The 11,187-nt window shown below is 60.1% G+C and carries 9 protein-coding genes; 5 read left to right on the top strand and 4 right to left on the bottom strand.

What is annotated here, in order from left to right; translation table 11 throughout:
* Positions 1-305: 305 nt before the first annotated feature.
* A complete protein-coding gene (gene hutC, locus I3J13_RS23255) occupies positions 306-1,031 on the bottom strand; it encodes a histidine utilization repressor (RefSeq protein ID WP_196380390.1) in 726 nt (241 codons plus the stop codon).
* A 51-nt stretch (positions 1,032-1,082) separates the two neighbouring features.
* A complete protein-coding gene (locus I3J13_RS23250; protein ID WP_196380389.1) occupies positions 1,083-2,429 on the bottom strand; it encodes a formimidoylglutamate deiminase in 1,347 nt (448 codons plus the stop codon).
* A 114-nt stretch (positions 2,430-2,543) separates the two neighbouring features.
* On the opposite strand from I3J13_RS23250, the gene hutI reads away from it, so the two are divergent.
* From hutI to I3J13_RS23225, 5 genes are all read left to right on the top strand, one after another.
* A complete protein-coding gene (gene hutI / locus I3J13_RS23245; protein WP_196380388.1) occupies positions 2,544-3,803 on the top strand; it encodes an imidazolonepropionase in 1,260 nt (419 codons plus the stop codon).
* Positions 3,800-5,344: a histidine ammonia-lyase gene (gene hutH / locus I3J13_RS23240; protein ID WP_196380387.1), complete on the top strand. Its 1,545-nt coding sequence runs from the start codon at positions 3,800-3,802 to the stop codon at positions 5,342-5,344. The genes hutI and hutH overlap by 4 nt, the downstream gene beginning before the upstream one ends.
* A 1-nt stretch (position 5,345) precedes the next feature.
* A complete protein-coding gene (gene hutG, locus I3J13_RS23235) occupies positions 5,346-6,146 on the top strand; it encodes an N-formylglutamate deformylase (RefSeq protein WP_196380386.1) in 801 nt (266 codons plus the stop codon).
* Between the two features lie 11 nt (positions 6,147-6,157).
* Entirely contained in the window at positions 6,158-7,831 is a 1,674-nt protein-coding gene (gene hutU / locus I3J13_RS23230; RefSeq protein WP_196380385.1) for a urocanate hydratase, read from the top strand.
* A gap of 63 nt (positions 7,832-7,894) precedes the next feature.
* Positions 7,895-8,464: a HutD/Ves family protein gene (locus I3J13_RS23225; RefSeq protein ID WP_059758290.1), complete on the top strand. Its 570-nt coding sequence runs from the start codon at positions 7,895-7,897 to the stop codon at positions 8,462-8,464.
* Between the two features lie 58 nt (positions 8,465-8,522).
* Here the strand turns inward: I3J13_RS23225 and I3J13_RS23220 are convergent, their stop codons facing one another.
* The gene (locus I3J13_RS23220) at positions 8,523-10,001 is read right to left on the bottom strand and encodes a M81 family metallopeptidase (protein ID WP_020809627.1); all 1,479 of its coding nucleotides are present in this window, start codon (positions 9,999-10,001) and stop codon (positions 8,523-8,525) included.
* Between the two features lie 72 nt (positions 10,002-10,073).
* Positions 10,074-11,162: a D-TA family PLP-dependent enzyme gene (locus tag I3J13_RS23215; RefSeq protein WP_196380384.1), complete on the bottom strand. Its 1,089-nt coding sequence runs from the start codon at positions 11,160-11,162 to the stop codon at positions 10,074-10,076.
* Positions 11,163-11,187 lie beyond the last annotated feature (25 nt).

Here is an 11,187-nt window from a genome sequence, read left to right as displayed (position 1 = left end):
GAAACCCAACAAGCAATCCGCTCATCAACTTGATTTCTTAAGAACGAAAGTCGCCGTCGCCAGCAGCGCCGCCGCCCTCGTTCAGTGAGCGGACTTATAAATCCACCCAACCAAACAAGTCAACACAGCAATATCAAAAAAAACAAGAAATGTGATATCTAACTGATTGTAAAAGGGAATTTGAAAATTATCGTATAAATTAACGACTTTTAACGGTTTTCCCATCGGTGTCCGTTAAGCTTGATGGGACTTCCCCTATATAGGGGCTCCATATCGCAATAACAGGGGCGAAGGCCTTGCGGATGTCAGTCGGAAGACGGGCTGAAGCGGGCGACCAACGCATGCGCATTGCCGGGATAGGTGAAGCGCACATAGGTGACAGCGCCCGAATTGCTCCAGGTACGGCGCTCCACGACAAGACACGCCTGCCTGTCGGAAATGCCGAGCAGGCGCGCAATCTCCTTCGACGGTGTTTCGGCGCTTATCCGGTGTTCGGCAGTGCTCCAGGGAACATGGCCGAGCAGCCAGGGGCCGGGTGCAATTTCGGTAAAGTCGGTTTCAGCCGCTTCCGGCACGGCCGTCAGATTGATGAAGCGCTGTTCGACACAGAATTCCCGCGCACCGGCGAAATGGATGCAGAGAATGTCGAGCAAGGGTGTCCCGACGGAAACGTCGAGCCGCTCACGATCCGCGCTTTTCGCGCTGCGCCTTTTGCGCTCCAGGATTTTGAAGCCATAGTCGAGGCCAAGGGATTCGACCTCGGCCCCGATATCGTGAATTTGAAGAACGGCGGACTGGATCTGCGGCTGGCGAACGAAACTGCCGGATTTCTTGCGGCGTTCGATCAAACCGGCCTTGGCGAGCTGGCCCATGACCTTGTTCACGGTCATGCGCGAACAGTGATATTGATCGGCGAGGTCGACCTCGAAAGGCAATCGATGGCCCGGCGGCCATTCTCCCGAAACGATCCGGCCCTCGATCTCAGTGAGGATACGCTGGTGCAGGGTCTGCCCGGCTGCTGCTTTCGTCACGTCCGCAATGCCTTTCCCCGCTGGCTTTTTCCTGTTTCCGCCGAGCCCATATCAGCTATCGAGAAGTTCAGCCATGACCTTGTTGAAACGATCGGATATTTCGCGGCGATGGATATGCCGGCCGGCCTGCACGCGCTTTTTGCCGCGCACCCAAACGGAATCGACAGAAACGCCGCCCGCGAATATCCATTGATCGAGAATCTGGGATATCGGAAGATAAGAAACGGCCGAAACATCAAGAGCGACGAAATCGGCGCTTTTTCCATTTTCCAGACCGTTTCGCGACGCCAGAGCCCTGCCGCCGCCTTCGCGCGCCTGCCGGAAGAGTTTTTCTCCCGTGGAATGGCCGGCATCGGCGATGACATTGCGCGCGCGATGCGAGAGGCGTTGCGAATATTCGAGCGTTCGCAATTCTTCCGGCACGGAAATCAGAATGTTGGAATCGGATCCGACACCATAATGGCCGTTTTCAGCGAGAAACGCCGGAGCCGGGAAGATGCCGTCGCCGAGATTGGCTTCGGTGATCGGGCAGAGGCCGGCAACAGCACCGCTTTTTGCCATGCCTCGCGTTTCGGTTTCCGTCATGTGTGTCGCATGGATAAGGCACCAGCGGCCATCGACCGGCGCGTTTTCAAGCAGCCATTCCACCGGTCTCGCACCGGAAAAGGCGAGCGAATCTTCCACTTCTTTCGTCTGTTCCGCCACATGAATATGGATCGGCCCGCCTTTTGCCAGCGGCTCGATGGCTGCCAGCTCGTCGCCGGTCACCGCACGCAGGCTGTGCGGCGCTATGCCGAGGGTGGCCCCCGGCAGCCTGTCCACCACGGCCTGCGCGCCCTGCATCAGCTTTCCGTAACTGTCGAGCGAATGGATGAAACGCTTCTGCCCGTCGATTGGCGCCTGGCCGCCGAAACCGGAATGGGCGTAAAAGACCGGCAGCAATGTGAGGCCGATGCCCGTCTGCGATGCGGCCGCGCCGATACGTTCGGCCATTTCGGCGATATTGCCGTAATGCGAGCCATCCCTGTCATTATGCAGATAGTGAAATTCTCCAACCCGCCCGAAACCGGCCTCGAGCATTTCCATATAAAGCTGAGCGGCAACCGCCTCGACATGGTCAGGCGTCATGGAGAGCGCGAATTTATACATGACGGTGCGCCAGCTCCAGAAACTGTCGTCGCCGGGACCACGGATTTCGGCAAGCCCGGCCATGGCGCGCTGAAAGGCGTGGCTGTGAAGATTGGGCATGGCCGGGACAATGACGGCATGTCGCTCATCCTGCGGCTGCGGGGAAACGCCGGTTTCTACGGATAAGATGACGCCGCCATCGCAGACGATGCGAACATCCTTCGCCCATCCATCCGCCAGAAGCGCTGCGCCCGCGTGAATTGCCGTCATGCCACCCTCTCCTTTGGTTCTGTCTGGCAAGGCCATTTCAAACACGAAATTGCAGCTTGCCAAGCCGATTATTATGTATATACATTTAACTCACAAAGGAAAGGCGAAAAGCAAATGCCAGGGAACAAATCTGCAAACGGAACGGCGACGGGGAACGCCACGGCTTTGTGGCGCAACGCCCGGCTGGCAACCTTCAATCCCGCTATGGAAGGCATCGGCACCATCGAAAACGCCGTCATTGCCGTGCGTAACGGCCGCATCGCCTTTGCCGGCCCTGAAAGCGATCTGCCCGCCGATCTGGCGACAGCCGATGAGACCAACGATTGCGGCGGCCGCTGGATCACCCCTGCCCTGATCGACTGCCACACCCATCTCGTCTTCGGCGGCAACCGCGCCATGGAATTCGAGATGCGGCTGAATGGGGCAACCTATGAAGAGATCGCCAAAGCGGGCGGCGGCATTGTTTCTTCGGTGCGCGACACGCGCGCGCTTTCAGAAGATGCTCTGGTGGCGCAGGCTTTGCCGCGTCTCGACACGCTTCTTTCCGAAGGCGTTTCCACGGTCGAAATCAAATCCGGTTACGGTCTCGACATTGAAACCGAGCTGAAAATGCTGCGCGTCGCCCGCAGGCTCGAGACATTGCGGCCGGTCCGCATCGTCACCAGCTATCTCGCCGCACATGCGACGCCTGCAGACTATAAGGGGCGCAACGCCGATTATATTGGCGATGTCGTTCTGCCGGGGCTGGAAAAAGCCCATGCGGAAGGGCTGGCGGATGCTGTTGACGGTTTTTGCGAAGGCATCGCCTTTTCCGTCGAGGAGATCGACCGGGTTTTCAAGGCTGCAAAACAGTATGGCCTTCCGGTCAAACTGCATGCCGAGCAGCTTTCCAACCTTGGCGGTTCCGAGCTTGCGGCATCCTATAACGCCCTTTCGGCCGATCACCTCGAATATCTTGATGAGGCCGGTGCGACGGCGCTGGCGAAAGCAGGAACCGTGGCCGTGCTTCTTCCCGGCGCTTTCTACGCGCTCAGGGAAAAACAATTGCCGCCGGTGCAGGCCCTGCGCGATGCCGGGGCCGACATTGCGCTGGCAACGGACTGCAACCCCGGCACTTCGCCGCTCACCTCCCTGCTGCTGACCATGAATATGGGCGCAACGCTTTTCCGCATGACCGTGGAAGAGTGCCTGACGGCGACGACACGCAACGCGGCAAAGGCGCTCGGCCTGCTTACGGAAACCGGCACGCTGGAGGCTGGAAAATCCGCTGATTTCGCCATCTGGGACATCGAGCGTCCGGCAGAACTCGTCTACCGCATCGGTTTCAATCCGCTCCACGCCCGCATTTTCAAGGGACAGAAGGTTTGCCCATGACCATGAAGACCATCACGCTTCACCCCGGCAATGTGACCTTAGCCGATCTCGCCGAGATATACTGGGAGAACGGCAGCGCCAAACTCGACCGCAGCTTCGATAAAGGCATTGAAAAGGCGGCGGCCCGCATCGCCGAGATCGCTGCCGGCAATACGCCGGTCTACGGCATCAATACCGGTTTCGGCAAACTCGCTTCCATCAAGATCGACGCGGCGGATGTGGCAACGCTGCAGCGCAATCTCATCCTGTCGCATTGCTGCGGGGTCGGCGCACCGCTTCCTGAAAATGTCGTACGGCTGATCATGGCGCTGAAGCTGGTTTCGCTCGGTCGCGGCGCATCCGGCGTGCGGCTGCAGCTTGTGCGGCTGATCGAAGCCATGCTGGAGAAGGGCGTCATCCCCGTCATTCCCGAAAAGGGTTCGGTTGGGGCTTCCGGCGATCTCGCGCCGCTTGCCCATATGGCGGCGGTGATGATGGGCGAAGGCGAAGCCTTTTATGCAGGCGCGCTTCTGCCGGCCGGCGACGCGCTTGCAAAGGCTGGGCTAACCCCGGTGGTTCTGGCCGCCAAGGAAGGGCTGGCGCTGATCAACGGCACGCAGACCTCGACGGCGCTGGCACTCGCCGGTCTTTTCCGCGCCCACCGCGCGGCACAGGCGGCGCTGATTACCGGTGCGCTTTCCACAGATGCCGCCATGGGGTCTTCCGCACCTTTCCATCCCGATATTCACAGTCTGCGGGGTCATAAGGGCCAGATCGACGCCGGAGCCGCCCTTCGCCGGTTGCTGGAAGGTTCGGAAATCCGCGTCAGCCATATCGAGGGCGATGAGCGGGTGCAGGATCCCTATTGCATTCGCTGCCAGCCGCAGGTGGATGGCGCCTGCCTCGATCTTCTGCGGCAGGTGGCCCGCACGCTGGAAATCGAAGCCAATGCCGTGACCGACAATCCGCTGGTGCTTTCAGACAATTCCGTCGTCTCCGGCGGCAATTTCCACGCCGAACCGGTGGCCTTTGCCGCCGACCAGACGGCGCTTGCCATTTGCGAGATCGGCGCAATCGCCCAGCGCCGCGTGGCGCTGCTGGTCGATCCGGCCCTCTCCTATGGTCTGCCGGCCTTTCTTTCCAAAAAGCCCGGGCTGAATTCCGGCCTGATGATCGCCGAAGTCACCTCCGCCGCGCTGATGAGCGAGAACAAGCAGATGGCGCATCCGGCCTCGGTGGATTCCACACCCACCTCCGCCAATCAGGAAGACCATGTCTCCATGGCCTGCCATGGCGCGCGCCGCCTGCTGCCGATGACGGACAATCTTTTCGCCATTCTCGGCATCGAGGTGCTTTCGGCCGTACAGGGCGTGGAGCTGCGTGGGCCGCTGAAAACGAGCCCCGAACTGCAAAAGGTGATTGCGGCATTGCGCGTGGCGGTGCCTTCGCTGGAGGAAGACCGCTATATGGCGCCGGACCTGAAGGCTGCGGCGGAATTGATTGCCTCCGGCGCGCTGGTCGCGGCAATTTCGGACGGCATTCTGCCAAAGCTGGAGGTTTGAGATGCGTGTCTTCGACGTCAAGGAAGGTTCATCGCCGATCATTCTCGGCCTGCCCCACACCGGCACGGATGTACCGGCAGATATCTGGCAACGCCTGAACGACAACGGCAAGATTCTCGCCGATACGGACTGGCATATCCATGAGCTCTATGCCGGCCTTCTCGAGAATGCGACAACCGTAAGGGCGACCTTCCATCGTTATGTGATCGACGCCAACCGCGACCCGGCTGGGGTCAGCCTTTATCCGGGCCAGAACACAACCGGGCTTGTTCCGGAGACCGATTTCGACGGCGAGCCGATCTGGAATGGAGGACAGGAACCCGCAGCGGACGATATTGCGTACCGTCTGGAAAACTTCCACGCGCCTTATCACGCGGCCCTTGCGGCGGAAATCGAGCGGGTCAAATCCATCCACGGCATCGCCATTCTCTATGATTGCCATTCGATCCGTTCGCATATTCCCTTCCTGTTCGAAGGCAAGCTGCCGGATTTCAACATCGGCACGGATATGGGCAAGACCTGCGATCCGGCCATCGAAAAGATCGCCGTCGAGGTGACCGCCGCTGCAGAGGGTTACGACAGCATTCTGAACGGTCGTTTCAAGGGCGGCTGGACGACGCGCCATTACGGAAAACCGCAAAGCGGCGTGCACGCCATTCAGATGGAGCTGGCGCAAGCCACCCATCTTCAAAGCGAGACGCCGCCTTTTGCCTATGACACGGGCAAGGCCGAACGGCTTCGCTCCCATCTCAAAACCATTCTCACGCGCATGGAAAAATTTGCGCTCGACACGAAACGATAAGGGGAAAACACATGAACAATCCACGCCACAATATTCGCGATGTCCGCTCGCCGCAGGGCACTGACCTCAATGCCAAAAGCTGGATGACGGAAGCGCCGCTGCGCATGCTGATGAACAATCTCGACCCCGACGTGGCCGAGCGCCCGCATGAGCTGGTGGTTTATGGCGGCATCGGCCGCGCCGCCCGCACCTGGGACGATTTCGACCGTATCGTCGCGACGCTGAAGGATCTGAACGAGGATGAAACCCTCGTCGTGCAGTCCGGCAAGCCGGTCGGCGTGTTCCGCACCCATAAGGACGCGCCGCGCGTCCTGATCGCCAATTCCAACCTCGTGCCGCACTGGGCGAACTGGGATCATTTCAACGAGCTGGATAAGAAGGGCCTTGCCATGTACGGCCAGATGACGGCCGGTTCGTGGATCTATATCGGTACGCAGGGCATCGTGCAGGGTACCTATGAAACCTTTGTCGAGGCCGGCCGCCAGCATTATGAAGGCAACCTGAAGGGCAAGTGGATTCTCACCGGCGGTCTCGGCGGCATGGGTGGCGCACAGCCGCTCGCCGCCGTCATGGCCGGCGCCTGCTGCCTTGCCGTCGAATGCGATGAAACCCGCGTCGATTTCCGCCTGCGCACCCGTTATGTCGATGCGAAGGCGCATACGCTCGATGAGGCGCTGGCGCTGATCGACCAATGGACCAAAGCAGGCGAGGCGAAATCCGTCGGCCTGATCGGCAATGCGGCGGAAATCTTCCCGGAACTCGTCCGTCGCGGCGTTCGTCCCGATATCGTTACCGACCAGACCTCGGCGCACGATCCCGTCCATGGTTACCTTCCGGCCGGATGGACCGTTGCCGAATGGCGCGCCAAGCAGGAAAGCGACCCGAAGGCCGTTGCGGCTGCCGCTCGCGCCTCCATGAAGGTGCACGTGCAGGCCATGGTCGATTTCTGGAACGCCGGCGTTCCGACGCTCGATTACGGCAACAATATCCGCCAGGTCGCCAAGGATGAGGGCCTGGAAAACGCCTTCGCCTTTCCGGGCTTCGTACCGGCCTATATCCGCCCGCTATTTTGCCGCGGTATCGGCCCGTTCCGCTGGGCGGCCCTTTCCGGCGATCCGGAAGACATCTACAAGACCGACGCCAAGGTGAAGGAACTGCTGCCAGACAACAAGCACCTGCACAACTGGCTGGACATGGCGCGCGAGCGCATCGCATTTCAGGGCCTGCCGGCGCGTATTTGCTGGGTCGGCCTTGGCGACCGCCACCGTCTCGGCCTTGCCTTCAACGAAATGGTCAAGAACGGCGAGCTGAAGGCGCCGATCGTCATCGGACGCGACCATCTGGATTCCGGCTCCGTCGCCTCGCCCAACCGCGAGACGGAGGCCATGAAGGATGGCTCGGACGCCGTTTCCGACTGGCCGCTTCTCAATGCGCTGCTCAACACCGCATCCGGCGCGACCTGGGTGTCGTTGCACCACGGCGGCGGCGTCGGCATGGGCTTCTCGCAACATTCCGGCATGGTCATCTGCGCCGATGGCACCGACGATGCCGCTCGCCGGCTGGAGCGCGTGCTGTGGAATGACCCGGCAACCGGCGTCATGCGCCATGCCGATGCCGGTTACGACATCGCCGTGGAGTGCGCAAAGGAACAGGGCCTGCGCCTGCCCGGCATTCTCGGCAATTGATCCTCTTTCGGCCGGAAAGAGAAACACCTCTTTCCGGCCGATCCCTCTCAAAAGTGGAAAACCATGACCCTGCTGCGCGCAAGCGACTATAAGCGAATGCCCTGGAAAAACGGCGGCGGCGAAACGGTGGAAATCGCCATCTTTCCACCCGCGTCTTCCGTCGAGAATTTCGACTGGCGCATCAGCATGGCGACGGTGGCGAGCGACGGGCCGTTTTCGATCTTCCCCGGCATAGACCGCACCCTCTCCATTCTTGAGGGAAACGGCATGGCGCTGGCAATTGCGGCAGGCGATCCGCTGCTGCTGACAATGGAAAGCCCACCCCTGCCCTTTCCCGCCGATGTTCCCGTGAATGCGACCCTGCCCGATGGCGCGATCACCGATCTGAACGTCATGACCCGCCGCTCGCGCTTTCGTCATGTCGTTAAAAGGCATTCCAGCCCGTTTTCGGGAAAAGCCGCCGGAAACACGACGCTTGTGCTGGCACTCGACCCGCTGACGATTTTAACCGGTGAAAGCAAGGACCGATTGGGAAAGCTGGATGGTCTGCTGATCGAAGGCGGTTTACCGTTCACCGTCGAAGGAGATCAAAGCGAAAGCGCGTTTTTCCTGATCACCCTCGAGCGTCTCTGAAGCCTTCCGGAAAAGGCTTCACAAGTTCCGTCCAGATAATGCCCAAACCGCTGCCGCCTCAGTCGAGCCCCAGCGGATCGGCCACCCGTGGCCAAAGCTCAAGGCTCGCCTTGCGATAGGGCGTTTTCGCCGGATCGGTCGGATAGGATGTCGGGGCCGCGATATAAACAATCTCGGAGGCGACCGGCGCAAACCCCGCATGGAAATGGTTGGTGGACTTGACCAGCAGCACGTCTTTCTTCGCAAAATCGACGCCGAGATTGGAAAAGATATCCGGCTCATAAGTTTGCGTGCGGCTGGTGATGAGGATGATATCGATCTGCGTACCGAGCGGCCGGACGACAGCGGCACGGCCGAGCGTGACCCGGCTGTTGCGGAAACTCTGCCAGCCGGCCTCGGCCGTGCGCATAACCTTTATGCGGAAATCGAGCGGCTCGCCGCCTTCCGGGCTGGATTTGCCGCCGATGCGCAGATCGATCTCGGCCCCCTCGCCCGCAGCGTGACAGAAAGACACCGCAATCGGGTCCCAGATCGTCGCGACGGCGATGTTGTCCATGCCGCGCTCCACCATGCGCCGCAGAATATGAGTCGCGTCACCGGCGACACCGCCGCCCGGATTGTCCCAGATATCCGATACGACGACCGGCCTGTCCGGATTGTTGCTGCGAATGGCAAGAACCTGGTCGAGACCGGATTCCGTATCCAGCATCGGCATGGCGGTCAGTTTCCGCATGGCATAAAGCTCATGGCCAAGCTTTTCGGCCAGCGCATCGCCCTTTGCCCTGTCATTATCGGTCACGACAACGATGCGCGTTCCCATATCCGGCACATCGCCCGCCATGAAACCGTGAATGACGGAAATCGACAGGATGCCATCCTTGCCTTCCATCGCCTTCAGCCGGTCGACGTAAGAGCGCATCGGCTCACGGCTGGTGGGATAAATGGTGATCATGCGGCAATCGAAAGTGGAGATGACCGGCTTGATCTCCCCCCGAAGCGTGCGCAGCGCCATTTCCACCACATGCTCACCACGCTCTTCGAAATCCGTATGCGGAAACTCCAGAAACGTCGCCATGATATCGAGATTTTTGACCCGAAGCGCCGTCAGATGGCTGTGCGGATCGAATTCTGCCGCGACCAGCACATCCGGTCCGACCAATGCGCGGACGCGTGACAGGAAATCCCCTTCCGGATCGTCATAACCCTGCGCTACCATGGCGCCGTGCAGACCGAGCACCACGGCATCGACCGGCAGGGCGGCACTGAGTTCGGCAAGAATGGTGTCCCGCAGCGTTTCATAGGTCTGGCGCTGGATAAGGCCCGCCGGTTCCGCCCAGCAGGAAGTTCCTTCTATTACCGTAAACCCTTCCGCCTTACCGCGACGGCGCAAGATCGGCACTGGCGATGAGCAGAGCGTCGGCGTTTCGGGATGTTCCCCCGGCCCGGCATAAAAAGCCGCACGAAAGGCGTCCATATCCGTCGGGACGGGTGAAAACGTGTTGGTTTCGGTGGCGAGTGACGCCGTGAAGATGCGCATGTCTCTAGATTCTCGTTACCGCAATCTGCCCTTCGGCAGCTTTATTTCAGGATTTAATTAGCCGGGTAATTTTTACCAGACCGTACCGCGCGCCGCGACCTGCTCAACCCGCGTCACGACGCCGTTTCGATGAAAAACCATCCTGTCGAAAAGATTGCTGACGACACAGGTGTGGTTCGGAACGACCTTGACCACATCGCCGATTTCAGGCCGGCCCGAGGCACAGCCGGATAGATCGACAACCGCATGTTCTTCCGAAAGCGAGATGATTTTCGCACCTTCGTAGCCTTCGAGCAGCCCGTAATCGCTGAAACCCAAAAGATCCGAGGTCAGTGCCTTGGAGCCGCAATCCAGCACCGCCCGATCGGCTGTCGGTCGCGATACGACGGTGGCAAGAACATGCATGGCGAGATCGCCCGCCGTGCAATGTCCGGCGCGCAGCATGGCACGATCATTATAGACATAGGTGCCGGCCCGATGTTCGGTGGCGGAAGGAACAAGATGGGCGGCGTAAAAATCCGGAGAACCGCCGCTGGATCGTACCGGGCAATCCATGCCCTTTGCCGCCAGCAATACCATAGTCTCGCGAAGGAAGTTTTCCACCGTCGCGGCTCCGCCCGGTGCCGGATAAGTCAAAATGCCCTTGAATGTGAGGCCCGGTGCCGCAGCGATCTTTTCCGCAAGCGCCAGTGCCGCTTCCGGCGTCTGCACACCGCAGCGCTTGCCGCCCGTGTCGCATTCGACCAGTACGGCAAGCGGCCTTGCCGCATCGAATGTATCGGCAAGCCCAGCAATCGTGACCGCGCTATCGGCAACCACGCTCAACCGGCCGATCCGCGCATTCAGCGCCTTCAGCCGCGACAGCTTTGCTGCACCGAGAATATTATAGGTGATCAGAATATCGTCGAAACCGGCATCCGCAAAAACCTCCGCCTCACTGACTTTCTGGCAATTAATGCCGATGGCGCCGGCCTGAAGCTGCTGCTTTGCGACAGCGGGTATCTTGTGCGTCTTGATATGCGGCCGAAAGGCCTTGCCGTGATCATCCAGATAGGATTGCGCTCTGAGGATATTGGCGGCGAGCCTGTCCTCGTCGATGACAGGCATCGGCGTCGAAATCGCATTGAGGGGTGTGCCCGCATCAGGCCAGGGATAGGTCATCGTCTACTCTCAAACATCGGCAAAT

This window comes from Agrobacterium leguminum (genome assembly GCF_015704895.1).
Lineage (GTDB): Bacteria > Pseudomonadota > Alphaproteobacteria > Rhizobiales > Rhizobiaceae > Agrobacterium > Agrobacterium leguminum.
The sequence above is the reverse complement of the archived record's forward strand: the minus strand, read 5'-3'. Positions and strand labels throughout refer to the sequence as shown.

Coding starts and splice junctions, on each gene's coding strand:
- hutH (WP_196380387.1), top strand. CDS start 3,800: ATGACCATGAAGACCATCACGCTTCACCCCGGCAATGTGACCTTAGCC.
- hutU (WP_196380385.1), top strand. CDS start 6,158: ATGAACAATCCACGCCACAATATTCGCGATGTCCGCTCGCCGCAGGGC.
- I3J13_RS23220 (WP_020809627.1), bottom strand. CDS start 10,001: ATGCGCATCTTCACGGCGTCACTCGCCACCGAAACCAACACGTTTTCA.
- I3J13_RS23215 (WP_196380384.1), bottom strand. CDS start 11,162: ATGACCTATCCCTGGCCTGATGCGGGCACACCCCTCAATGCGATTTCG.
- I3J13_RS23250 (WP_196380389.1), bottom strand. CDS start 2,429: ATGACGGCAATTCACGCGGGCGCAGCGCTTCTGGCGGATGGATGGGCG.
- hutG (WP_196380386.1), top strand. CDS start 5,346: ATGCGTGTCTTCGACGTCAAGGAAGGTTCATCGCCGATCATTCTCGGC.
- I3J13_RS23225 (WP_059758290.1), top strand. CDS start 7,895: ATGACCCTGCTGCGCGCAAGCGACTATAAGCGAATGCCCTGGAAAAAC.
- hutI (WP_196380388.1), top strand. CDS start 2,544: ATGCCAGGGAACAAATCTGCAAACGGAACGGCGACGGGGAACGCCACG.